The organism is Streptomyces sp. NPDC028308 (assembly GCF_055565855.1).
This window is the reverse complement of record NZ_JBVHTO010000013.1, coordinates 90,407-112,909: the sequence shown is the minus strand read 5'-3', so window position 1 is coordinate 112,909 and position 22,503 is coordinate 90,407. Positions and strand designations below refer to the sequence as shown.

Below are 22,503 nucleotides of genomic sequence, written 5' to 3'. Positions count from 1 at the left end.
CGTTCCATGCCACGCCGCACCGCGACGATGCTCGCCTCCACCCTGATGCTGATCGCACTCCTGTGCGCGGGAGTGTTCATCGACGTGCCGTACTCGGAGATGTCACCGGGACCGACGGTGAACACGCTCGGGGAGCACGCGGGCGAGCCGGTGCTGCAGATCTCCGGCCGCAAGACGTACCCCACGACCGGTCACCTCAACATGACGACGGTCAGGGTCACCAGCGCCGACTACAAGATGAACCTCGTCGAGGCGGTCTACGGGTGGCTGGCGCACGACAACAAGATCGTGCCGCACGACACGCTCTATCCGGACGGCAAGACGGAGGAGCAGTCGACGCAGGAGAACGCAGAGGAGTTCAGCCAGTCCCAGGAGAGCGCCAAGGTCGCGGCGCTCAAGGAGCTGGACATCCCGGTGAAGTCCTGGGTGATCGTCTCCACCGTCGTCAAGGGCACCCCCGCCGAGGGGAAGCTGCACGCGGGTGACGTGGTCAAGGCCGTCGACGGCACGGTGGTCAAGGCCCCCGAGGACGTGGCGAAGCTGGTCACCAGGCACAAGCCGGGCGAGAAGGTCGACTTCACGATCGTGCCCGCCAAGGAGCAGGCCGCCGCCGAGAAGGCGAACAGGACGGCGACCCGGACCGAGGACATCACCATCACCACGGAGAAGTCCGACGACACCGGCGAGGCCCGGGCGATCGTCGGCATCTCGGCCGGGACCGATCACACGTTCCCGTTCAGCATCGACATCAAGCTCGCCGACGTCGGCGGGCCCAGCGCCGGCCTGATGTTCGCCCTCGGCATCGTCGACAAGCTGACCCCGGGGAACCTCACGGGCGGCCGGTTCGTCGCCGGCACCGGCACCATCGACGACGACGGCAAGGTCGGCCCGATCGGCGGCATCGAGCTGAAGACGGTCGGTGCCCGCGACAAGGGCGCCCAGTACTTCCTGACGCCGAAGGACAACTGCGCGGCCGCCGCCAAGGACACCCCCGACGGCCTCACGCTCGTCAAGGTGAACACCATCGACGACGCGATGGACGCCCTGGAGGACATCCGCTCCGGCGACACCGCCGCCCTGCCGAAGTGCACGGCCAAGGGCTGACCTGGGCCGCTCGCACACCTCCACGTGCCCGCACACAGACGGGGGCGCACCCGGAAACCGGGCGCGCCCCCGTCGCCGTACGGGAAGCCTTCGTGGACAGAGGTGCGGACGGTGTCAGTCCGCGAACGTGGCCGACAGGGCCTCCGCGAGCCCCGGCACCAGCTCGGAGCCGGTGAGGACCTCCGTCGGCGCGTCCTTGGCACGCAGCCGCAGGGCCGAGTCGCGGGAGCCGTTCCGCAGCACCGCGACGGTCATCCGGACCTCCTGGCGGTCCGGGTGTTCGGCCACCCACTGCGCGAGCTTCTTGTCGCTGAGGCCCTCCGGGACCGAGGCCTCCGCCGACGGCGGCAGCATCAGCCGCTCCACGGTCAGCGCGCAGCCGACGACCGCGTCCGGCCAGGCGATGGTGCCGAGGAACTCGTCGAGCGGCTTGTCGGCGGGAACCTCGTCCTGCTCGATGGGGGTGAGACCGGTGGTCTCCTGCTCGTCCTGAAGACCGAGCTGGGCCGCGAGACCGGGTTCCTGGGCCCGCAGTCGCGCGGTGTCTACGAGGGCGAAGAGGCGAGCGGGCTGGTCCCAGCCGAGGCCGGAGGCGTACTCGTCGATCTCGAGTACGGCCCGGGTGAGCGGGCTCGCTGCCATGGGAGTGTTGGACATGGTCACAATCCTGCCTCGGAAGTACCCGGAAGCGGGAACCGAGTAAAGCGTGAGTAAGTTGCATAGGTGTGGGTCCACGATCACGGGGGCCTGACGGATCAACAGCGAACTTCGAGGTGCGCACCTTGGCTTTCCAGATGCCGGACCGCGGCGGAGGCCCGACGGGGCCACGGATCAGAGTGGGCCGCCCGTCCCGGCGTGTCCGGACCCTGCTGATGACACTGGGCGTCCTGGCCGTGCTGGCCATGGCGTTCACGATGTTCGCGGGATTCTGGACGGACTGGCTCTGGTACCGGTCGGTCAACTACTCGTCCGTCTTCACGACCACGCTGTGGACCAAGATCGGACTCTTCTTCGTCTTCGGCCTGCTCATGGCGGCCGCGGTCGGGGTGAACGTGTGGCTGGCCCACCGGCTGCGCCCGCCGCTGAGCGCCATGTCGATGGAGCAGCAGAGCCTCGACCGGTACCGCATGGGCATCGCGCCGTACAAGAAGTGGCTGCTCCTCGGGGTGACCTCTCTCGTCGGGCTGATCGCGGGCGCGTCCGCCGCCGGCCAGTGGCGCACGTGGCTGATGTGGGTGAACGGGGTGCCCTTCCACCAGAAGGACCCCCAGTTCCACCTCGACGTGTCCTTCTACGCCTTCGATCTGCCGTGGTACCGCTTCCTGCTGGGCTTCGGCTTCGCCGCCGCGGTGCTCTCGTTGATCGCCGCCGCGCTCACGCACTACCTCTACGGAGGGCTGCGGATCACCAGCCCCGGCGCGCGCGCCACGGCCGCGGCCACCGGGCACCTCTCGGTGCTCCTCGGCATCTTCGTCGCGCTCAAGGCGGTCGCTTACTGGCTCGACCGGTACGGGCTGGCGGTGAAGTCCAGTGACTTCAAGGCGACGGGCAACTGGACGGGCCTCAGGTACGTCGACGCGAACGCGTACCTGCCGGCCAAGACGATCCTGTTCTGCATCGCCGTCATCTGCGCGGTGCTGTTCTTCGCCACCCTGTGGCGGCGCACCTGGCAGCTGCCCGTCATCGGCTTCGGCCTGATGGTGCTCTCCGCCATCCTCATCGGCGGCCTGTACCCGGCGATCGTCCAGAAGTTCCAGGTCCAGCCGAACGAGCAGGCCAAGGAAGCGCCGTACGTCGAGAAGAACCTGGAGGCGACGCGCGAGGCCTACGGCATCGACGGCGCCGAGGTGACGGAGTACGCGGGCCGCAGCGACACCGAGGACAAGAGCAAGCTGCGCAAGGACGCCGACGGGGCGGCCAGCATCCGCCTGCTCGACCCGAACGTGGTCTCGCCGACGTTCCAGCAGCTCCAGCAGGTGCGCAACTACTACGCGTTCCCGTCGAACCTGGACGTCGACCGCTACAGCAAGGACGGCAAGGACCAGGACACCGTCATCGGTCTGCGCGAGCTGAACCTCCAGGGCATCCCGAAGAACAACTGGATCAACGACCACTTCCGCTACACCCACGGCTACGGCGTGGTCGCGGCCAAGGGCACCACGGCCGACGCCGAGGGCCGCCCGGAGTTCACCGAGTACGACCTGCCGTCCAAGGGCAACCTCGGGGAGTACCAGCAGCGGGTCTACTACGGCGAGAAGACCACGCAGTACTCCATCGTCGGCGGACCGCAGAAGGAGATCGACTACTCCGACGACAGCGGCGAGAAGACGACCAGCTACAAGGGCGACAGCGGCGTCAACCTCTCCAGCCCGGTCAACAGGGCCGCGTACGCGGTGGCGTTCAGCGAGCCGCAGATCCTGTACTCGGGCGCCATCGGCGAGGGCTCGCGGATCCTGTACAACCGCACTCCCAAGGAGCGCGTGGAGGCGGTCGCGCCGTGGCTCACCATCGACGGTGACGCCTACCCGGCGGTCGTCGACGGCAGGATCGAGTGGATCGTCGACGCCTACACGACGACCAACGGCTATCCGTACGCCTCCCGCACCACCCTGGGCGACACGACGGCCGACTCGCTGACCGCCGCCAACAACCAGCGCGCGGTGGTCGCCCAGCAGAACCAGGTCAACTACATCCGCAACTCGGTGAAGGCGACCGTCGACGCGTACACCGGCAAGGTCACGCTCTACGAGTGGGACACCAAGGACCCGGTGCTGAAGACCTGGAAGAAGGCCTTCCCCGGGACCGTGAAGTCGCGGAACGACATCCCGCAGTCCCTCATGGACCATCTCCGCTACCCGCAGGACCTGTTCAAGGTCCAGCGCGAGCTGCTGACCCGCTACCACGTGAAGGACGCGCAGACGTTCCTCAGCGGCAGCGAGGTGTGGCAGGTCCCGGACGACCCGACGAACAAGTCGGGCAACGCGGTGCCGCCGTACTACCTGAGCATGAAGCTGCCCGGGGAGACCTCCCAGGCGTTCTCGCTGACGACGACGCTCACGCCGAACGGCCGGGACAACCTGAGCGCCTTCATGTCGGTCAACGCCGAGGCGGGCACGGGCGGTTACGGCAAGATCAGCATCCTGAAACTGCCCACGGGCAGAACGGTCGACGGACCGAAACGGGTGCAGAGCCAGTTCAACTCCGAACCGTCCATCGCCGAGTCCATCAGGCTCCTCAGAGGTGGTGACTCGGAAGTCGAGTACGGCAACCTGCTGACGGTGCCGCTGGACGGAGGACTGCTCTACGTGGAGCCGGTCTACGTACGCGGTGGTGGCCTCAAGTACCCGCTGCTGCGGAAGGTGTTGGTGACCTACGGCGGCGCCACGGCCTTCGAGGACACCCTGGGCGAGGCGCTCAACAAGGTCTTCGGAGCCGAGGGGGCGACCCAGGAGCCACCGGACGAGGGTGAGCAGACCAAGCCGCCGACGTCCCAGGACCCGACGGTGCAGGAAGCGCTCGACGACGCCCAGAAGGCCTTCGAGGACGGCCAGGCGGCCCTCAAGAAGGGCGACTGGGAGGCGTACGGCAAGGCGCAGAAGGACCTCGAGGACGCGCTCCAGCGGGCCGAGGACGCTCAGGCCAAGGCCGACAAGGCCGCCGGCGGCAAGAACGCGGACAAGAGCGCCGACAAGAGCGGTGACGGGAAGACCGACAAGAGCAGCGACAAGAGCGCTGACGGGGGCTGACCTGGGGCCCGCCCCGCGCCGTGGTACGGTTGCAACACAACGGCGCGGGGTGGAGCAGCTCGGTAGCTCGCTGGGCTCATAACCCAGAGGTCGCAGGTTCAAATCCTGTCCCCGCTACTGAAAGGCGAAGGCCCGGATCCTATGGATCCGGGCCTTCGTCATGTGTGCGTGGGCACGGGAAGCGGGGGAGCGGGCGTGTCCTGCCGGGGGCGAGCGCGCGGTCCGGGACGCGCGACGGGGCGGGTCCGTCCGGACGTGTGGACGGGCGCCGAGGGGCTGTGCGGGCGCCGCGTGGACGCGCGTACGGAAGGTGTGTACGTGCGTGCGGAGTTGGGCGCCGACGCGCCTGAAGGGCGCTGCCTGCGGGGCGAGTTGGCAGATCTGTGTTTGACTTGTCTCTCTGTGGGCATGTCGACAAAACGCTGAAGTGACCTCACTGACTGCGGTATACCAGGTGTACCCGGGTTGCAGGTGGTGCGACGATGGACGTTATGGGGGACAAGGCAACTCTGTTGGAGACAGGGCGTTTTGTGCAGCCTTCCGACCGGGACGAAACCGGCGAGGCCGCCGAGGAGGCACGTCAACGGCTCGCCGCGGAAGCCGGCGACGCCGAGGCGATGAGTGTCCTCGGAGCCATGCTGCTGCGCCGCGGTGATCTCGACGGAGCCGAGCCTCAGCTGCGTGCCGCCACCGCCGCCGGTGACCGCGCAGCCGCCAACAACCTGGGCGTCCTCCTGCATCAGCGCGGGTACGCCGAGGAGGCCGCCGGCTGGTGGCGGATCGCCGCCGTCGCGGGCTCCGCGGCCGCCGCGCACGCCCTCGGACGGCACCACCGCGAGCGCGGGGACGAGCCCGCCGCCGAGTACTGGCTGCGCCAGGCCGCCGAGCAGGGGCACGCCCTCGGCGCGTACGCGCTCGCGGACCTGCTGGAGCACCGCGGTGACCCCGGCGCCGAGCGCTGGATGCGCGCCGCAGCCGAGCGCGGGCACCGCGAGGCGGCGTACCGGCTGGCGCGCACCCTTGACCGCAAGGCGGCCGACGCGGGCGAGGTCGGCGCTGACAACGGTGTCATCGGGGCGGGCGGCGAGGAGGCCGCCCAGTATTACCGGCAGGCCGCCGCCCGCGGGCACCGGCGGGCCGCGCTCCACCTCGGGGCGATCCTGGAGAAGCGCGGCCATCTCAAGGAGGCCGGGCGCTGGTACCTGACGTCCGCCAAGGACGGCGAGGCGAGGGCCGCGTGCGCGCTCGGCTTCCTGCTGCGGGACGCGGGCGACACCGAGAGCGCCGCCGTGTGGTGGCTGCGGGCCGCCCAGGACGGCGACGGCAACGCCGCCAACGCCCTGGGCGCGCTGCACGCCGAGCGCGGCGAGCACCAGACCGCCGAGCGGTGGTACCGCGCCGCCATGGACGCGGGCGACGTGAACGGCGCGTACAACCTGGGGCTGCTCTGCGCCGAGCAGGGGCGCACCGCACAGGCCGAGCAGTGGTACCGGCGCGCCGCCTACGCCGGGCACCGGGAGGCCGCGAACGCGCTGGCCGTCCTGCTGCTCCAGGTCGGCGACGCCGCCGGGGCCGAGCCGTGGTTCTCCAAGGCGGCCGAGGCGGGGAGCGTGGACGCCGCGTTCAACCTCGGCATCCTGCACGCCGGGCGCGGTGGCGAGGAGGACGAGGCCGCCGCGCTGCGGTGGTACGAGCGGGCGGCCGCCGCCGGGCACACCGAGGCGGCGCTCCAGGTCGCCATCGCGCGGCTGCGCGAGGGGGACGAGCCCGCCGCCGAGCGCCATCTGCGGTGCGCCGCGGGCGGGGGCAGCGCGGAGGCCGCGTACCGGCTCGCCGCCGTGCTCGACGCCCGGCGGCCGCCGGCGCCCGCCCACGAGCTGGGGGAGCCCGCGCACGAGAAGACGGAGTGCGAGGAGTGGTACGAGCGGGCGGCCGCGCAGGGGCACCGGCGTGCACAGGTGCGGGTCGGCATGCTCGCCGCCGCGCGCGGCGATGTCGTGGAGGCGGCGCGCTGGTACCGCGAGGCCGCGGAGGCCGGGTCGCGCAACGGGGCCTTCAATCTCGGGCTGCTGCTGGCCCGGGAGGGTAGCGAGCCCGAGGCCGCCCTCTGGTGGACGCGGGCGGCCGACGCGGGGCACGGGCGTGCGGCGCTGCGGCTCGCGCTCGTCTACGCGCGTCGTGGCGAGCTCGCCGAGGGGTCCCGGTGGGCCGACCGGGCCGTGTCCCTCGGGCCGGCCGAGGTGGCCGAGCGGGCGGCCCGGTTGCGGGACGCCCTGCGGCAGGAGCTGACGGCCTGACCGGCCGCCCTGCCCGCGCCCGCCGGCGACTCGCACGGGGGTCGCCGCGGCCGGCGCGCACCGGCGTGAGCCGGGTGCGTGATCTGTCTGACGTCCAAGTGATTTGCGCCTGTCCACCCGGTTGACGTAGTGTTCATTTCACCGACGCGGGGTGGAGCAGCTCGGTAGCTCGCTGGGCTCATAACCCAGAGGTCGCAGGTTCAAATCCTGTCCCCGCTACTGAAGGCCGAAGGCCCGGAACCAATGGTTCCGGGCCTTCGGTGTTTTCGCGTGCGTCCACCGGCCGCCGGGCGGGCGCGGATGCGAAAAGCCCCCGGCGTCCATCGGAGCCGGGGGCTTTCGGGTGGTGCGTGTGGGTCAGGCGCTCGCGCAGTTCGGGCAGACGCCGCGATACGTCACCTCGACGTCCGAGACCGTGAAGCCGAAGCGCTCGGAGTCGGGGAGGTCGGCGAGCGGGTTGCCGCCCGGGTGGACGTCCTTGATCGCGCCGCACCGCGCGCACACCAGGTGGTGGTGGGGCCGGTGGGCGTTCGGGTCGTACCGCTTCGCGCGCTTGTCCGTGGCCACCTCCAGCACCTCGCCGAGCGAGACCAGCTCACCCAGCGTGTTGTACACGGTGGCCCGGGAGATCTCGGGCAGCTTCGCGACGGCCCGGGCATGCACCTCGTCGGCCGTCAGATGGACGTGGTCGCCGTCGAGGACCTCGGCGACGACACGTCGCTGCGCGGTCATGCGCCAGCCGCGTCCGCGCAGTCGTTCCAACAGGTCACTCATGCGCACCAGCCTAACAGCAGGGGGACCAGATCCCGAACAGGTGTGACTTTGGAAGTTCACTTGACTTAGACAAAGTCTATCGTAGGATCGAGTTCGGCATTGGCCAAGGGACAGGACAAGACGGGTATGACGCAGGAGGCGCACGTGACGCAGGGACCGCTTACGACGGAGGCCGGCGCGCCGGTCGCCGACAACCAGAACAGCGAGACCGCGGGCGTCGGCGGCCCCGTCCTCGTACAGGACCAGCTGCTCCTGGAGAAGCTCGCCCACTTCAACCGTGAGCGCATCCCGGAGCGTGTCGTGCACGCCCGTGGCGCCGGGGCCTACGGCACCTTCACGCTCACGCGTGACGTCTCGCAGTGGACCCGGGCCGCGTTCCTCTCCGAGGTCGGCAAGCAGACCGAGACCTTCCTGCGCTTCTCCACCGTCGCAGGCAACCTCGGCTCCGCCGACGCGGTGCGCGACCCCCGCGGCTGGGCGCTGAAGTTCTACACCGAAGAGGGCAACTACGACCTCGTCGGCAACAACACCCCGGTGTTCTTCATCAAGGACGCCATCAAGTTCCCCGACTTCATCCACACCCAGAAGCGCGACCCGTACACGGGCTCGCAGGAGGCGGACAACGTCTGGGACTTCTGGGGTCTGTCGCCCGAGTCCACCCACCAGGTGACCTGGCTGTTCGGCGACCGGGGCATCCCCGCCTCGTACCGCCACATGGACGGCTTCGGCTCGCACACCTACCAGTGGAACAACGAGGCCGGCGAGGTCTTCTGGGTCAAGTACCACTTCAAGACCGACCAGGGCATCAAGAACCTGACCACCGAGGAGGCCGTCAAGGTCTCCGGTCTCGACCCCGACTCGCACCAGCGGGACCTGCGTGAGGCGATCGAGCGCGGCGAGTTCCCGACCTGGACCGTGCAGGTGCAGATCATGCCGGCGGCCGAGGCGGCGACGTACCGCTTCAACCCGTTCGACCTCACCAAGGTGTGGCCGCACGCGGACTACCCGCCGGTCGAGATCGGCAAGCTGGAGCTCAACCGCAACCCGGAGAACGTCTTCGCCGAGGTCGAGCAGAGCATCTTCAGCCCCGCGCACTTCGTGCCGGGCATCGGTCCCTCGCCGGACAAGATGCTCCAGGGCCGCCTCTTCGCGTACGGCGACGCCCACCGCTACCGCGTCGGCATCAACGCCGACCACCTGCCGGTGAACCGCCCGCACGCCACCGAGGCGCGCACCCACTCCCGTGACGGCTTCCTGTACGACGGCCGTCACAAGGGCGCGAAGAACTACGAGCCGAACAGCTTCGGCGGCCCGTTCCAGAGCGACCGCCCGCTGTGGCAGGGCGTGCCGGTCACCGGGGTCACGGGCAACAGCGAGGCGCCCGTCCACGCCGAGGACAACGACTTCGTACAGGCGGGCAACCTCTACCGCCTGATGTCCGAGGACGAGAAGGGCCGTCTGGTCGACAACCTGGCGGGCTTCATCGCCAAGGTCTCGCGCGACGACATCGCCGAGCGCGCGATCAACAACTTCCGTCAGGCCGACGGAGACTTCGGCAAGCGGCTGGAGGCCGCGGTCCAGGCCCTCCGCGGCTGATGCCGGCACTGGATCGCTTGCCGTAGGGAGCGGGCCGGATCCCCTGTACCGGGGGTCCGGCCCGCTCGCGCGTACGAGGGCCGGGTCAGGCGGTGGCGTGCTGCCGGGCCGGTGCCCAGCAGCGGATGATGTCGCGGACCGAGACGATCCCGACCGGGGCTGCGGCGTCGAGCACGATCAGATGGCGGAAGCCGCCGTGCGACATGGCCGCCGCGGCGTCCTCCAGGGTCCAGGCGGGGGTGGCGAAGACGACGTCGTTGGTGGTGTGGGTGCCTGCGGTCTCGGTGTCCGGGTCCTGTCCGAGGGCCACCGAGTTGAGGATGTCGCGTTCGGTCAGGATTCCGAGGTTTCCGGCCTCCTCGTCGAGGACGACGGCCGCGCCGACGCGGCGCGCCGACATCAGCCGGGCCGCCTGGCGGAGGGTGTGTGCCGGGCCGATGGTGAGGACCACCGTGCTCATGGCGTCGCGGACGAGCATGGGATGGAGCCACCTCCTTGGTGAAACGCCGACGAGAAGCGGTTCACAAGTTCACAAGTGGGGGGACTCTCAGAGTCGCAGTTAAAGGGAGGGTCAACAAGAGGGCGCGGGAGGCGAGTTCAGGGGCGCACACGGGTCACGGAGGCGCTCAGGAACCGCAGGAGACCGCCGTGGACACTCGGGTGACGCGGGTGCGGACGGGCCGTCAGTAACGCTGGTTGAGGTAACCGAGCATCTCGTCGTGCAGGATGCCGTTCGACGCGGCGGCGTTGCCGCCGTGCGGGCCCGGGCGTCCGTCGAGGCCGGTGAAGGAACCGCCCGCCTCGGTGACGACGATCGCGTTGGCGGCCATGTCCCAGAGGGAGAGCTCGGGTTCGGCGCAGATGTCGACCGAGCCCTCGGCGACCATCATGTACGGCCAGAAGTCGCCGTAGCCGCGCGTGCGCCAGACCGCCTTGGTGAGGTCCAGGAAGCCGTCGAGGCGCCCCTGGTCCTCCCAGCCCGTCAGCGAGGAGTACGCGAAGGAGGCGTCGGCCATGCGGGAGACGCCCGAGACGTGCAGCCGGGTGGCGGCGGACAGGCTGCGGCCCGAGAACGCGCCGTGGCCCTTCGCGGCCCACCAGCGCCGGCCGAGCGCGGGCGCGGAGACGACGCCGACGACCGGCTGGTAGCCGCCCTCGCCCGCCTCCATCAGGGAGATCAGCGTGGCCCAGACGGGCACGCCGCGTACGTAGTTCTTCGTGCCGTCGATCGGGTCGATCACCCAACGGCGGGGGCCGGTGCCCTCGACGCCGTACTCCTCGCCGAGGATCGCGTCGCGCGGCCGGGCCCGCTGGAGCTGGCCGCGGATGAGCTCCTCGGCGGCCTTGTCCGCCTCGCTCACCGGCGTCATGTCCGGCTTGGTCTCCACCTTGAGGTCGAGTGCCTTGAACCGGCCCATGGTCGCCGCGTCGGCGGCGTCCGCCAGGACATGGGCGAGGCGCAGGTCATCGCGATAGTCGGGCATGACAGAACCGTATCTGTCCGCCTCGCCGCAGGGCCACACGGGCCCGGCCCGATACGGGGGCCCGGCCCGGGATCGCCACAGCACCTCGCCCGTATCACCACGACCGGCCGACGGGCCGGACGCCGCAGGGCGGGGAGGTCGGTGATCCTCGTCCACACCCCGGCGCGCGGCCGGTGCCGAGCCGCCGGGCCGGCGGAGCGGGCCGCGTGCGGTGTCCGGTGCACGCCCCCTCGGCGCCGCCGCGAACCCTTGACAGTGCCCTCCCGCCCGTCAAACCTGAGGTGCGGAGCCGGTCGCCCCTGGGAGGCGAAGATGCCTGCAGCGCGGGAATCCCTGCTGGACGCCGCTTTCACGGCGCTCGCACGCCGTCCGTGGTCCACCGTGCGCATGGTGGACGTCGCCGCCGTGGCCGGTGTGTCCCGGCAGACGCTCTACAACGAGTTCGGCAGCAAGGAAGGGCTCGCCCGCGCCCTGGTCCGCCGCGAGGCCGACGGCTATCTCGCGGGCGTCGAGCGGGCCCTGGCCGCCCCCGCCGACCCGCGCGAGCGCCTGGTCGCGGCCGCCGAGTGGACCGCGTCGGCGGCCCGCGGCAACGCGCTGGTACGGGCGATGCTCACCGGCTGCTGGAGCGAGCGGCTGCCCTCGCCGACGCTCTCGCCGGTGCCGTCCTCGTCCGCGGTGCCGGCGCAGCGGCGGGCGGACGGGCCCCTGCCCTCGCCCTCCGACTTCGTGGGTCTGGTGCGCGACCGGGCGGTCTCGGCGCTCTCCGGACCCGGCACCACCCGGTCCGACGCCGCCGAACTGGCCCGCGCCTGCGAGCTCGTCGTACGCCTCTCCCTCTCCTGCGTGACGGCTCCGCCGGGCACCGGAGGGGTCACGGAGCTGGTGCGGTCCGCGCTCACCGCGCCGCCCCGGACCCTGGGAGCCGCGTCCTGAGCACCCGCCAATCACCCATGGCTGCAAGCCTGTTGGAGAGAGCGTGCGCGGCGGAGGGCGACGTCAGTGCGTGGAGCCCGACAGCTGGAGCCCGATCACGCCGATGATCACGAAGCTGATCGAGACGATCTTCAGGGTGGAGACGAGGTCGTTGAGGAAGATCATCCCGTAGATGGCGGTGCCGGCGGCACCGATGCCGGTCCACACCGCGTACGCGGGCCCCACGTCGAGCTTCTTCAGGGAGAGGGTCAGCAGACCGAAGCTGCCGAGCGCGAAGATGCAGAACGCGACCGTCGGCCAGAGTCTGGTGAAGCCGTGCGAGAGTTTCAGGCAGACGGCGAAGCCGGTCTCCAAGAAGCCCGCCACAACGACCAGCAGCCACGCCATGTCTTGTCCTCCCGCGTACCACGTCGACTGCTTCGCCTGGCTCGGATCGGGCTCGCTGCGATTATGCCCTTACCGACATGCCGCGGAGGCAAACAACGCGGAGGTCAGCCGTCTTCCCCGGGAGGGCCCCCGCCCCTCCCGCGCGCCGGTCAGTCGTCCTCGTTCCGTTCCCGGGTGGCGAGCAGCCTGCGCAGTGAGTAGAGGCGGGCCGGGTCCGCGTGGCCGTCGGCCACCCACTGGTCCAGGGCGCAGTCCGGCTCGTCGTGGCTGCACGCGCGCGGGCAGCCCTCGGTGCCGGGCTCCAGGTCGGGGAAGGCCTTGATGACGCGGGACGGGTCCACGTGGTGCAGCCCGAAGGACCGCACGCCCGGGGTGTCGACGACCCAGCCGGCCGTGCCGGGCAGCGGGATCGCGCGCGCCGACGTGGTCGTGTGCCGGCCGCGCCCGGTGACGGAGTTGACGACGCCGGTGCTGCGCCGCCGGTCCAGCGAGACCAGGGCGTTGACCAGGGTCGTCTTGCCGACGCCCGAGTGCCCGACGAACGCCGTGATCTTGCCGTCCAGCTGCTTGCGCACCCGCTCCACGGCCTCGCCGCTCTCCAGTTCCTCCCGGCTGGTCACGACGTACGGCACGCCCAGGGTCCCGTACAGCTCCAGGAGTTCGTCCGGCGGCGCGAGGTCGGACTTCGTCAGCACCAGCAGGGGCTCCAGGCCGCCGTCGTACGCCGCCACCAGGCAGCGGTCGATCAGCCGCGGGCGGGGCTCGGGGTCGGCGAGGGCCGTGACGATGGCGAGCTGGTCGGCGTTGGCGACGACCACGCGCTCGTAGGGATCGTCGTCGTCGGCGGTGCGGCGCAGGACGGAGCTGCGCGGCGCGATCCGCACGATGCGGGCCAGGGTGTCCTTCTCGCCGGACAGATCGCCCACGATCGCCACCCGGTCGCCCACGACCGCGGCCTTGCGGCCCAGCTCGCGCGCCTTCATCGCGGTGACCAGGCGGTCCTCGACCAGACAGGTCAGCCGGCCCCGGTCGACCGTGACGACCATGCCCTCGACCGCTTCCTCGTGCTTCGGCCGGATGTTCGTACGCGGCCGGTTGCCCTTGCGGTTGGGGCGGCTGCGGATGTCGTCCTCGTCGGTGTGCTTGCCGTAACGGCGCATGATCCGTGTCCGCCCGTCAGTTCCCGAGCATTCCGGTCCACAGATCGGGGAAGTCCGGCAGGGTCTTCGCCGTCGTCGCCACGTTCTCGATCCGGACCCCCTCCACGACGAGGCCGATGATCGCGCCGGCGGTGGCCATGCGGTGGTCCTCGTAGGTGTGGAAGACGCCCCCGTGCAGCGGGCGCGGACGGATGTGGAGGCCGTCGGCGGTCTCCGTGACGTCGCCGCCCAGTTCGTTGATCTCCTTGGTGAGCGCGGCCAGCCGGTCCGTCTCGTGCAGCCGCAGGTGGGCCACCCCGCGCAGGGTCGAGGGGGAGTCGGCGAGGGCGGCCACCGCCGCGATGCCGGGGGTCAGCTCGCCGACCTCGCCGAGGTCCACGTCGATACCGTGGATCGAACCCGATCCGGTGAATTCCAGACCCCGGTCGGTCAGTTCGCAGGAACCGCCCATCTCGGTGAAGATCTCCCGCAGCCGGTCCCCGGGCTGGGTGGTGTGCTCGGGCCAGTCGGGGATGAGGATCTTGCCGTCGGTCACCAGCGCGGCCGCCAGGAACGGCTGGGCGTTGGAGAGGTCGGGCTCGACGGTCAGGTCGCGGCCGAGCAGGGCGCCCGGCGTGACCCGCCAGACGTTCGGCTCGCCGCCCGACTCCGGGGTGTCCACCTGGGCGCCGACCGTGCGCAGCATGTCGACCGTCATCCGGATGTGCGGCATCGAGGGGAGCCGCGATCCGGTGTGCCGCACCTCCACGCCCTGGTTGAAGCGCGGGCCCGACAGCAACAGGGCGGAGACGAACTGCGACGAGGACGAGGCGTCGATCTCCACCGGCCCGCCGTCCAGGGCGCCACCGCCGTGGACGGTCAGCGGCAGCGTGCCGCGGCCGTCGTCGTCGATCCGGGCACCTAGGGCGCGCAGCCCGTCGATCACGCCGTGCAGCGGGCGCTCGTACGACCGCGGGTCGCCGTCGAAGCGGATGGGGCCGTCGGCCAGCGCGGCTACCGGCGGCAGGAAGCGCATCACCGTGCCCGCGTTGCCCACGTCGACCGTGGCCGGGCCGTGCAGGCCGGACGGGATGATCCGCCAGGCCTCGCCCGTGCCGTCGGAGCCGACCGCGACGGTGGAGCTGGAGGAGACCGTCTCCTCGATGCCGACCCCCATCGCGCGCAGCGCACCGGCCATCAGCAGGGTGTCGCGCGAGCGCAGCGGGCGGCGCAGCCAGCCGGGCTCGGAGGCGAGGGCGGCGAGCACGAGCGCCCGGTTGGTGACCGACTTCGACCCCGGCACGTGGACCGTCGCGTCGACGGCTCCGCTTGCGTGCGGGGCGGGCCAGAGGGCGGTGTGCGCGGGGTTAACGGTCATGCCCCCACTTTAGTGGTTGCCGATGGGCGGAGATCTTGATCAAAAGCGGCGAAATCCGAGCGAAACAGAGCGGTGGTAAGAACCGGCCGCGTCCGCGCCGCCGGCCGCCGCTCACACCTCCAGCAGCCAGCGCCCGCCGCCGATCAGGGAGCACAGGGACACCGCGTGGAAGAGGAACAGCCACAGCCCGGCGGGCACGTGCGTCAGCCGGGACAGCTGGTCCGCGTCGGAGTCGCCCGCGTTGCCCCGGTGGCGCTTGGCCTGGAGCTCGAAGGCCGGCCGGACCCCGCCCAGCAGCAGGAACCACACCACGGCGTACGCGAACGCCGCCTGCACCTGCGGTCCGGCGAGCCAGGACACAAGCAGGAACGTACCGCCGGTCAGCAGCACGGTCAGGGCGCCGTACGCGTTGCGGATCATCACCAGCATCGCCACCAGCAGGAGGGTGGCCAGCCACAGCAGCGCGGTGATGTGCCCGGCGCCCAGCAGGGCGGCCCCGCCCAGCCCGAGGAGCGGTGGCGCGGTGTAGCCGGCGGCCGCGGTCAGGATCATGCCGAGGCCGGTCGGCTTGCCGCGGCTGACCGTCAGGCCGCTGGTGTCGGAGTGCAGGCGTATGCCGCTGAGGCTGCGCCCGGTGAGCAGGGCGACCAGGCCGTGCCCGCCCTCGTGGGCGATGGTGATCGCGTTGCGCGACAGGCGCCACAGCCCGTGCGGGACGATCACCGCCAGCGCGGCCGCCGCGGTGGCGATCACCACCCACAGATCCGGGTCCGGCTGGCTGCCGAATATCTGGTCCCAGAGCTGGGCCGCGGAGGTGGATGCGGTGCTGTCCATGGTCGGCGATGGCTCCCTCTGGTGTCGCGGAATCTGGCAGTCTGGCACGTATGTGCGGACGGTATGCAGCGAGTCGCAGGCCCGAGGATCTCGCGGGAATCTTCGAGATCGAGAAGTGGGAGCCCGAGGAGACCCTGGCCCCCGACTTCAACGTGGCCCCGACCAAGGAGGTCCACGTCGTCCTCGACCGCCCGGTGAAGGACGCCGGGTCCGCGTCCGCCAGTTCCTCCGCGCCGGGGAAGCCGGTCCGCCAGCTGCGCAGGCTCAAGTGGGGGCTGGTCCCGTCCTGGTCCACCACGCCCGACGGCGGAGCCCGGATGATCAACGCGCGCGCGGAGACCGTGCACGAGAAGCCCTCCTTCCGCCGCGCCTTCGCCGCCCGGCGCTGCATCATCCCGGCGGACGGCTATTACGAGTGGGTGACCGGGTCCGCCGAGCGCGAGCTGGAGGTCGAGGGCAGGCGGAAGCGGCCGCGCAAGCAGCCGTACTTCGTGACGCCCGCGGACGGATCGGTCTTCGCGATGGCCGGGCTGTACGAGTTCTGGCGCGACCGGACGCTCCCCGACGACCACCCCGGAGCCTGGTGGGTGACGTGCTCCGTCATCACCACCGAGGCGGAGACCGCGCCGCTCGCCGCAGCGCCCGACGAAGGCCCGCGCGCGCTGGCCGACATCCACCCGCGGATGCCCCTCATGCTCACCCCGGACCGCTGGGACGCCTGGCTCGACCCGGCGCGCACCGACGCCGACGACCTCCGCGGACTGCTCGCGCCGCCGCCCACCGGGCTGATGCGCGCCTACCCCGTCTCCACCGCCGTCAGCAACGTGCGCAACAACGGCCCGGAGCTGCTGAAGGAACTGGAGGGGCCCGAAGAGGGCACACTCTTCTGATGTGACAGACGCGACACACGTGACACAGACGGTCGAGACGGACACCGGCACGGCCCGCGTGACCTGGCATCCCGCCGAGCGGGCCCGGCTCGTCCTCGCCGTGAGCCACGGCGCGGGCGGCGGTATCGGGGCCGCTGACCTCCAGGCGCTGGCCCGGACGCTGCCCGGCCACGGGGTGAGCGTCGCCCTGGTCGAGCAGCCCTGGCGGGTGGCCGGGAAGAAGCTGGCGCCGGCGCCCGGGACGCTGGACGCCGGATGGCGGGGACTGTGGCCGGCCCTGTGCGCACCGGGGCTGCCGGTGGTCGCGGGCGGACGCAGCGCCGGAGCCCGGGTCGCCTGCCGGACGGCGCGCGAGCTCGGCGCCCACGCCGTCCTGGCGCTCAGCTTCCCGCTCCACCCGCCGGGCAGGCCCGAGAAGTCCCGGGCCGCCGAACTGCTCGACGCGGGCGTGCCCACCCTCGTCGTGCAGGGCGGCAACGACCCCTTCGGCAGGCCCGCGGAGTTCCCGGAAGGGCCCCACGAGCTCGTCGAGGTGCCCTACGGCGATCACGGCCTCGCCGTACCCAAGCGCGCCCCGATCGAGCCGGACGAGGCGCTGCGGATCATCACCGACGCGACGGCGAAGTGGCTCATGTCACTCCGGTGACCCGCGTGACGCACGCGGCACGCCCACGGGAATGCCCGCCGATGGGCGGATGTTGTGCGGATCAGACAGCACACGCAGGTGCTGACCGTTCGTACGAGAGGAAGTCCGCCGCATGGGTTCGACCATCTGCCCGAGCCGCAGCAGCGCCGCTGACCTGGAGTGGTCGGTTCTGCACGCGGCGAAGACCGCCCCTATTCGGGCGGCGGGCGGACCGGATCGTCGTCTATCCTCCGATTCGAGTGGGACCGGTTTCGGTTCCGCCACGTCGTTGGAGGAGGTGGGTCCGGTCACTGGGACCGACGCAGGGACCGAACACGGCCAGGCGGAGCAGCCCGAGGGCCAGGGCACGAGCGACGCGACGGCGGAATCGTCCGCCGAGCGCACCGCGCGCTTCGAGCGGGACGCGCTCGAATTCCTCGACCAGATGTACTCGGCGGCCCTGCGCATGACGCGCAACCCGGCCGACGCGGAGGACCTGGTGCAGGAGACGTACGCGAAGGCGTACGCGTCCTTCCACCAGTTCCGCGAGGGCACCAACCTCAAGGCGTGGCTCTACCGCATCCTGACCAACACCTTCATCAACTCGTACCGCAAGAAGCAGCGCGAACCCCAGCGCAGCGCGGCCGAGGAGATCGAGGACTGGCAGCTGGCGCGCGCCGAGTCGCACATGTCGACCGGACTGCGGTCGGCCGAGTCGCAGGCGCTGGACCACCTGCCGGACTCGGACGTCAAGTCGGCGCTGCAGGCGATCCCCGAGGAGTTCCGCATCGCCGTCTATCTCGCGGACGTCGAGGGCTTTGCGTACAAGGAGATCGCGGACATCATGGGGACACCCATCGGAACGGTGATGTCCCGGCTGCACCGGGGACGTCGCCAACTGCGCGGCATGCTCGAGGACTACGCGCGTGACCGCGGACTGGTCCCGGCCGGCGCCGGAGAGTCGAACGAAGCGAAAGGCTCGGGCTCATGAGCTGCGGAGAGCCGCACGAGACGGATTGCAGTGAAGTCCTCGACCATCTCTACGAGTTCCTCGATCACGAGATGCCGGACGCGGACTGCACGAAGTTCGAGGTGCACTTCGAGGAGTGCTCCCCGTGCCTGGAGAAGTACGGCCTGGAGCAGGCCGTGAAGAAGCTGGTCAAGCGGTGCTGCGGCCAGGACGACGTGCCGACGGACCTGCGGGCCAAGGTCATGGGCCGCATCGACCTGATCCGCTCCGGACAGACGGTGCCCGAGCACGACGTGACCTCGGCGCCCCAGGAGTCCTGACCCCGCTCGCGCGCGCTCCCCGCCGGGACGCCCGCGCAGGCCGGTCCATCACCCGAACGTGCTAATCCGCGGGCCCTCGGCCCGCGGATTCGGCCATTGGCGCCCGCGCGCCGATCCCTCCGCTCTAGGCTCCACAAGCCTGAGCAGGGAGGGGACAGGGGATGGGGTCGATTCCGGGACAGGCCCGGGTCTACGTGGCCTGTGTCGTCGTCGGTGCCCTGCTCTGCGTCGCCCCGCTCCCGGACGTCCACACCCCGTGGTGGGCGGTCGCGCTGCTCGCCGGGCTGTACGCCGGCTGCGAGCAGCTCACCCGCTGCCGCATCGTCGGCCACCGCGCCCCCCAGGGCATGGGCACCTTCTTCCCCGTCCTGCTGGCCGGGGCCTTCCTGCTGCCGCCGCCGGCCGCGGCGGTCGTCGCGCTGCCCGGCGCCCTCCTCTCCCGGGTCGAACAGCGCCCGCGCGGTCTGCGCCGGATCTGGCGGGCGGCCCAGCTCGCCCTCGGCATCTGGGCGGCGGCCCGGGTGCACTGGGCCCTCGGCGGACGGGACGCGGTCGTCGGGTCCGACTTCCCGTACGCGCTCGTGCCCGCCGGGGCCGCGGTCCTGGCGTTCTGCCTGGTCCTGACCGTCCTCGACGGCGGGATCCTGGCCACCGCCGAGCGGGTGCCCGCGCGCAACGCCTGGCGCGGCCTCTTCCTGCGCTCCCTCGCCCCGGTCGCCGTGCACGGGCTGGCCGGACTGATGATGGCGGTGCTCTGGCGCAGTCCCTACGGCCCGGTCGCCGCGTTGCTCGTCCTGCTGCCGATGTACATCTCCTGCTGGGTGTTCGCCCAGTACCACCGCGAGCAGGCCGCCCACCAGGCCACCATCCGGGCGCTCGTGCAGGCCGTCGACATCAAGGACGGCTACACACGCGGGCACAGCGAGCGGGTCGGACAGGCGTCCATGATGATCGCCCGCGAGCTCGGCATGGACGACGAGCGCGTCGAGGGGCTGCGCTTGGCGGGGATCCTGCACGACGTCGGCAAACTCGGCGTGCCCACCCGCCTGTTGCGCAAGGACGGGCCGCTGACCCCGCAGGAGCGCCGGATCATCGAGCTGCATCCCGAGTACGGGCACGAGATGGTGCGCGGGATCGGGTTCCTCGGCGAGGCGCGGTCGGCCATCCTGCACCACCACGAGCGGCTCGACGGCAGCGGCTACCCGTACGGGCTGGCCGGCCGGCAGATCCCGGAGTTCGCGCGGGTGGTCGCCGTGGCCGACGCCTTCGACGCGATGACGTCCACGCGGTCCTACCGGCGGGCCCGGCCCGTGCCGGCGGCGCTGGAGGAGCTGGAGAACTGCGCGGGGGCGCAGTTCGACCCGCGGATGGTGACCGCGCTGGTGCGGGCGCTCGGCCGGCACGGCTGGCACCCCGTGGTCACGGCCGACGACACCGGCACCGGCGTCCCCGTGCCGCGCGGCGGGGACCGGCCGGTCGCGCCCGAGGACGCGCGGGGGCACCGGGACACCGCCGGCGGGAGGACCTCGTGAGCGCCGTGGGGGAGGGGTCCCCGCAGCCGCTGCGGACCCCGCTCGCCCTCACGTCCGTACACGCCTGCGCCGCCCTGGTCGCCGTCGTCTGCGTCGCCGGCACCCTCTACCGGGGGCTCGACGAGCGGGGTGCCGCCCTGGCCTTCGGCGTCCTCGTCGCCGTCGGGGAGCTGGCCCGCTGGAGCGGGGCCGAGGAACGGGAGTCCGCGCCGCTGGGGGCCGCCGGGGCCCTGGCGTACGCGCTGCTGGGCGAGAACGGCGGCGCCCCCACCCACCACGGCCCCCTCCAGATCGTCGCCGTCGTCGTGGCGGCCGCCCTCGTCGGCTGCGTACCGCACGTGGCGCACGGCAGGGGCCCGGCGCTCGACCACCTCACCCGGCGGGTGCTGACCGTCGGCTTCGCCGCCGTCTGCTTCCAGCCGCTCTACAACGAGGGCAGGCTGCGCGAGTGGGACGGCCCCGCCTACGCCCTGCTCCTGGTCGCGCTGCTGGTGCTCACCGCCTTATGCGACGCCGTGCTCGCGGCGGTCATGGCGCACGCCCGCACCCGCTGGCCCTTCGGACCCCTGTTGCGCGACGAGCTGCGCGCCATGCTCGGCATCGGCTCGGCCGTCTGCGCGACCGGAGCCGTGATGTCCCTCGCCGTGGCGGTCGTCGGCCTGTGGGCCCTGCCGGTCTTCTCCCTGCCGCTGCTGCTCACCCAGCTGTCCTTCCGGCGGTACGCGGCCGTGCGGACCACCTACCGGCAGACGATCGCCTCGCTCGCGCGTGCCACCGAGATCGCCGGGTACACACCTGCCGGGCACGCGCGCCGCGTGGCCGCGCTCAGCCGCGCCGTCGGACGCGAGCTGGGCCTTTCCGAACCGGACCTGACCGTGCTGGAGTACGCGGCCCTCATGCACGACATCGGACAGCTCAGCCTCGTCGACCCCGTGCCCGCGGGGGCCACCGCCGTGCTGCCCGCCGAGCAGCAGCGGCGCATAGCGCTCCTCGGCGGCGCCGTCGTACGCCAGACCGGGGTGGACGCCGAGGTGGCGGTGGTCGTGGAGCGGCAGGCCGACCCCTACCGGGAGCAGCCGGTCACCGCGCGCATCGTCCGGGCGGTGAACGCATACGAGGAGATGGCGCGGGAAGCAGGGCCGGGTGGGCCGCTGACCGCCCTGGAGAAGCTGCGTCTGGGCACCGCCCGCGACTACCAGCCCGAGGTCGTGGAATCACTGGCCCGGGTCCTGTCGCGACCCGGTCTGACCTTGCCCCGGGCTGGGTAACCCATGGGTAATGAGCGGCCGTCCGACGGTACGTGGTTGGATGCGAGGAAGAGGGTGTTCGGGGGCACCGGCCAGCCCGGGGCCGCACTGTCCTCGAGGGACTCTTCGAGCGACCGGCAGGCGGGACACGCAAGGAACTGGCAGGCGGGAATCGTGAGGATCTTCGGCAAGGGACGACACCGGCCCTCCGCCTCATGGCGGCAGGCCACCGACCGCGCGTTCACGCTGATCGGCGACGGCCGGTACGAGGACGCGGGAGCGCTGCTGACGCGCGCCGCGGACCTGGAGCCCTGGCTGTCCGAGTCCTGGTTCAACCTGGCGCTGCTGCACAAGTTCCGGCACGACTGGGAGCAGGCCCGGGCGGCCGGTCTGCGGGCCGTCGCACTGCTCGACCGCGAGGCGGGCGCACCTGACTGGTGGAACGTGGGCATCGCGGCCACCGCGCTCCAGGACTGGCCGCTGGCTCGGCGCTCCTGGCAGGCGTACGGCCTGCGGGTGCCCGGCGGCGCGGCCGTCTCCGGCGAGCCGGTCGGCATGGACCTGGGCAGTGCCGCCGTACGGCTGTCGCCCGAGGGCGAGGCCGAGGTGGTGTGGGGGCGCAGGCTGGACCCCGCCCGGATCGAGGTGCTGTCGATCCCGCTGCCGTCCTCCGGGCGTCGCTGGGGCGAGGTCGTGCTGCACGACGGGGTGCCGCACGGCGAGCGGACGACGGCCGCCGGGCACGCCTACCCCGTCTTCGACGAGATCGAGCTGTGGGCGCCCTCGCCGGTGCCGACCTGGGTCGTGCTGCTGGAGGCGGCCACCGAGGACGACCGGGACGCGCTGGAGCGGCTCGCCGCCGACGCGGGCTTCGCGGCCGAGGACTGGTCGTCGTCCGTGCGGCTGCTGTGCCGGATGTGCTCAGAGTCGCGGATGCCCTCCGACGAGGGGGACGGCGAGCACCTGGACCCGCACGACCACAGCGAACCGGGGCATCCGGGGCCGCTCGGGCACCGGACCGACGGTCAGCTGTGGGTGCCCGAGCGCGAGTGCGGTCTCGCTGCGCCCGCCTCCCTGGTCCGGGGCCTGCTCGACGGCTGGGTCGCGGACAGCCCGGACTCGCGGGACTGGCGGGACCTCGAAGAGGTCTGTTAGCCCCGGGTACGCCGTTCGCGCCGAGGTCTGCGACGCGCCCCTTTAGGCTGTACCCGCAGAAATTCTCACCAGGTCGCAGGAAGGCGTAC

The 22,503-nt window shown here is 71.7% G+C and carries 20 protein-coding genes and 2 tRNA genes; 14 read left to right on the top strand and 8 right to left on the bottom strand.

The window, feature by feature from the left end; translation table 11 throughout:
* The first annotated feature begins 6 nt into the window (after window positions 1-6).
* Window positions 7-1,104 carry a YlbL family protein gene (locus ACZ4VA_RS29370; protein WP_355781817.1) on the top strand — a complete coding sequence of 366 codons (1,098 nt, stop codon included), beginning with the start codon at window positions 7-9 and terminating at the stop codon, window positions 1,102-1,104.
* 114 nt (window positions 1,105-1,218) lie between these two features.
* On the opposite strand, the gene ACZ4VA_RS29365 is transcribed toward ACZ4VA_RS29370, so the two are convergent.
* Window positions 1,219-1,761 (bottom strand): PPA1309 family protein, encoded by a 543-nt coding sequence (locus ACZ4VA_RS29365; RefSeq protein WP_355781814.1) that lies wholly within the window; start codon window positions 1,759-1,761, stop codon window positions 1,219-1,221.
* Window positions 1,762-1,898: 137 nt separating this feature from the next.
* Between ACZ4VA_RS29365 and ACZ4VA_RS29360 the strand changes: the two genes are divergently transcribed.
* From ACZ4VA_RS29360 to ACZ4VA_RS29345, 4 genes are all read left to right on the top strand, one after another.
* Window positions 1,899-4,850 (top strand): UPF0182 family membrane protein, encoded by a 2,952-nt coding sequence (locus tag ACZ4VA_RS29360; protein ID WP_356168669.1) that lies wholly within the window; start codon window positions 1,899-1,901, stop codon window positions 4,848-4,850.
* 43 nt (window positions 4,851-4,893) lie between these two features.
* A tRNA-Met gene (locus tag ACZ4VA_RS29355) sits at window positions 4,894-4,967 on the top strand.
* Window positions 4,968-5,332: 365 nt separating this feature from the next.
* Window positions 5,333-7,147: a tetratricopeptide repeat protein gene (locus ACZ4VA_RS29350; protein ID WP_356168498.1), complete on the top strand. Its 1,815-nt coding sequence runs from the start codon at window positions 5,333-5,335 to the stop codon at window positions 7,145-7,147.
* A 145-nt stretch (window positions 7,148-7,292) separates the two neighbouring features.
* Window positions 7,293-7,366: transfer RNA gene (locus tag ACZ4VA_RS29345), tRNA-Met, on the top strand.
* Window positions 7,367-7,504: 138 nt separating this feature from the next.
* Here the strand turns inward: ACZ4VA_RS29345 and ACZ4VA_RS29340 are convergent.
* Window positions 7,505-7,921 (bottom strand): Fur family transcriptional regulator, encoded by a 417-nt coding sequence (locus ACZ4VA_RS29340; protein WP_355784264.1) that lies wholly within the window; start codon window positions 7,919-7,921, stop codon window positions 7,505-7,507.
* Between the two features lie 126 nt (window positions 7,922-8,047).
* Here ACZ4VA_RS29340 and ACZ4VA_RS29335 point away from each other — a divergent pair, with 126 nt between their 5' ends.
* Window positions 8,048-9,517 (top strand): catalase, encoded by a 1,470-nt coding sequence (locus tag ACZ4VA_RS29335; RefSeq protein ID WP_355784261.1) that lies wholly within the window; start codon window positions 8,048-8,050, stop codon window positions 9,515-9,517.
* 85 nt (window positions 9,518-9,602) lie between these two features.
* Here the strand turns inward: ACZ4VA_RS29335 and ACZ4VA_RS29330 are convergent, their stop codons facing one another.
* A complete protein-coding gene (locus ACZ4VA_RS29330; RefSeq protein WP_356168501.1) occupies window positions 9,603-9,995 on the bottom strand; it encodes a CBS domain-containing protein in 393 nt (130 codons plus the stop codon).
* A gap of 205 nt (window positions 9,996-10,200) precedes the next feature.
* Window positions 10,201-11,001 carry a histidinol-phosphatase gene (gene hisN, locus ACZ4VA_RS29325; RefSeq protein WP_468083065.1) on the bottom strand — a complete coding sequence of 267 codons (801 nt, stop codon included), beginning with the start codon at window positions 10,999-11,001 and terminating at the stop codon, window positions 10,201-10,203.
* Between the two features lie 312 nt (window positions 11,002-11,313).
* Here hisN and ACZ4VA_RS29320 point away from each other — a divergent pair, with 312 nt between their 5' ends.
* A complete protein-coding gene (locus tag ACZ4VA_RS29320) occupies window positions 11,314-11,937 on the top strand; it encodes a TetR/AcrR family transcriptional regulator (RefSeq protein ID WP_356168505.1) in 624 nt (207 codons plus the stop codon).
* A 63-nt stretch (window positions 11,938-12,000) separates the two neighbouring features.
* Here ACZ4VA_RS29320 and ACZ4VA_RS29315 read toward each other — a convergent pair whose 3' ends face one another.
* The 4 genes from ACZ4VA_RS29315 to ACZ4VA_RS29300 form a co-directional block, all read right to left on the bottom strand.
* Entirely contained in the window at window positions 12,001-12,324 is a 324-nt protein-coding gene (locus ACZ4VA_RS29315) for a DMT family transporter (RefSeq protein WP_355784251.1), read from the bottom strand.
* 149 nt (window positions 12,325-12,473) lie between these two features.
* Entirely contained in the window at window positions 12,474-13,484 is a 1,011-nt protein-coding gene (gene rsgA / locus ACZ4VA_RS29310) for a ribosome small subunit-dependent GTPase A (RefSeq protein WP_355784248.1), read from the bottom strand.
* Window positions 13,485-13,500: 16 nt separating this feature from the next.
* The gene (gene aroA / locus ACZ4VA_RS29305; protein WP_468083062.1) at window positions 13,501-14,841 is read right to left on the bottom strand and encodes a 3-phosphoshikimate 1-carboxyvinyltransferase; all 1,341 of its coding nucleotides are present in this window, start codon (window positions 14,839-14,841) and stop codon (window positions 13,501-13,503) included.
* 111 nt (window positions 14,842-14,952) lie between these two features.
* On the bottom strand, window positions 14,953-15,675 hold the full coding sequence (locus ACZ4VA_RS29300) for a M50 family metallopeptidase (protein ID WP_355784242.1): 723 nt from the start codon (window positions 15,673-15,675) through the stop codon (window positions 14,953-14,955).
* 50 nt (window positions 15,676-15,725) lie between these two features.
* On the opposite strand from ACZ4VA_RS29300, the gene ACZ4VA_RS29295 reads away from it, so the two are divergent.
* From ACZ4VA_RS29295 to ACZ4VA_RS29265, 7 genes are all read left to right on the top strand, one after another.
* On the top strand, window positions 15,726-16,565 hold the full coding sequence (locus ACZ4VA_RS29295) for an SOS response-associated peptidase (protein WP_356168512.1): 840 nt from the start codon (window positions 15,726-15,728) through the stop codon (window positions 16,563-16,565).
* 1 nt (window position 16,566) lies between these two features.
* A complete protein-coding gene (locus tag ACZ4VA_RS29290) occupies window positions 16,567-17,211 on the top strand; it encodes an alpha/beta hydrolase family protein (protein WP_356238242.1) in 645 nt (214 codons plus the stop codon).
* A gap of 277 nt (window positions 17,212-17,488) precedes the next feature.
* Window positions 17,489-18,181, top strand: coding sequence for an RNA polymerase sigma factor SigR (gene sigR / locus ACZ4VA_RS29285; protein WP_355784440.1), 693 nt, complete (start codon window positions 17,489-17,491; stop codon window positions 18,179-18,181).
* A complete protein-coding gene (gene rsrA / locus ACZ4VA_RS29280) occupies window positions 18,178-18,480 on the top strand; it encodes a mycothiol system anti-sigma-R factor (RefSeq protein ID WP_355784437.1) in 303 nt (100 codons plus the stop codon). Before sigR ends, rsrA begins: the two co-directional genes overlap by 4 nt.
* Window positions 18,481-18,641: 161 nt before the next feature.
* A complete protein-coding gene (locus ACZ4VA_RS29275; RefSeq protein WP_356168519.1) occupies window positions 18,642-20,012 on the top strand; it encodes an HD-GYP domain-containing protein in 1,371 nt (456 codons plus the stop codon).
* On the top strand, window positions 20,009-21,280 hold the full coding sequence (locus ACZ4VA_RS29270) for an HD-GYP domain-containing protein (RefSeq protein ID WP_356238245.1): 1,272 nt from the start codon (window positions 20,009-20,011) through the stop codon (window positions 21,278-21,280). The genes ACZ4VA_RS29275 and ACZ4VA_RS29270 overlap by 4 nt, the downstream gene beginning before the upstream one ends.
* Before the next feature lie 153 nt (window positions 21,281-21,433).
* Window positions 21,434-22,414: a tetratricopeptide repeat protein gene (locus ACZ4VA_RS29265; RefSeq protein ID WP_356168525.1), complete on the top strand. Its 981-nt coding sequence runs from the start codon at window positions 21,434-21,436 to the stop codon at window positions 22,412-22,414.
* The last annotated feature ends 89 nt before the right edge of the window (window positions 22,415-22,503 follow it).

What these genes read in the sequence shown, in the direction of transcription:
- ACZ4VA_RS29370 (WP_355781817.1), top strand. Translation starts at nt 7, where the DNA reads ATGCCACGCCGCACCGCGACGATGCTCGCCTCCACCCTGATGCTGATC.
- ACZ4VA_RS29365 (WP_355781814.1), bottom strand. Translation starts at nt 1,761, where the DNA reads ATGTCCAACACTCCCATGGCAGCGAGCCCGCTCACCCGGGCCGTACTC.
- ACZ4VA_RS29360 (WP_356168669.1), top strand. Translation starts at nt 1,899, where the DNA reads ATGCCGGACCGCGGCGGAGGCCCGACGGGGCCACGGATCAGAGTGGGC.
- ACZ4VA_RS29350 (WP_356168498.1), top strand. Translation starts at nt 5,333, where the DNA reads ATGGACGTTATGGGGGACAAGGCAACTCTGTTGGAGACAGGGCGTTTT.
- ACZ4VA_RS29340 (WP_355784264.1), bottom strand. Translation starts at nt 7,921, where the DNA reads ATGAGTGACCTGTTGGAACGACTGCGCGGACGCGGCTGGCGCATGACC.
- ACZ4VA_RS29335 (WP_355784261.1), top strand. Translation starts at nt 8,048, where the DNA reads ATGACGCAGGAGGCGCACGTGACGCAGGGACCGCTTACGACGGAGGCC.
- ACZ4VA_RS29330 (WP_356168501.1), bottom strand. Translation starts at nt 9,995, where the DNA reads ATGCTCGTCCGCGACGCCATGAGCACGGTGGTCCTCACCATCGGCCCG.
- hisN (WP_468083065.1), bottom strand. Translation starts at nt 11,001, where the DNA reads ATGCCCGACTATCGCGATGACCTGCGCCTCGCCCATGTCCTGGCGGAC.
- ACZ4VA_RS29320 (WP_356168505.1), top strand. Translation starts at nt 11,314, where the DNA reads ATGCCTGCAGCGCGGGAATCCCTGCTGGACGCCGCTTTCACGGCGCTC.
- ACZ4VA_RS29315 (WP_355784251.1), bottom strand. Translation starts at nt 12,324, where the DNA reads ATGGCGTGGCTGCTGGTCGTTGTGGCGGGCTTCTTGGAGACCGGCTTC.
- rsgA (WP_355784248.1), bottom strand. Translation starts at nt 13,484, where the DNA reads ATGCGCCGTTACGGCAAGCACACCGACGAGGACGACATCCGCAGCCGC.
- aroA (WP_468083062.1), bottom strand. Translation starts at nt 14,841, where the DNA reads ATGACCGTTAACCCCGCGCACACCGCCCTCTGGCCCGCCCCGCACGCA.
- ACZ4VA_RS29300 (WP_355784242.1), bottom strand. Translation starts at nt 15,675, where the DNA reads ATGGACAGCACCGCATCCACCTCCGCGGCCCAGCTCTGGGACCAGATA.
- ACZ4VA_RS29295 (WP_356168512.1), top strand. Translation starts at nt 15,726, where the DNA reads ATGTGCGGACGGTATGCAGCGAGTCGCAGGCCCGAGGATCTCGCGGGA.
- rsrA (WP_355784437.1), top strand. Translation starts at nt 18,178, where the DNA reads ATGAGCTGCGGAGAGCCGCACGAGACGGATTGCAGTGAAGTCCTCGAC.
- ACZ4VA_RS29275 (WP_356168519.1), top strand. Translation starts at nt 18,642, where the DNA reads ATGGGGTCGATTCCGGGACAGGCCCGGGTCTACGTGGCCTGTGTCGTC.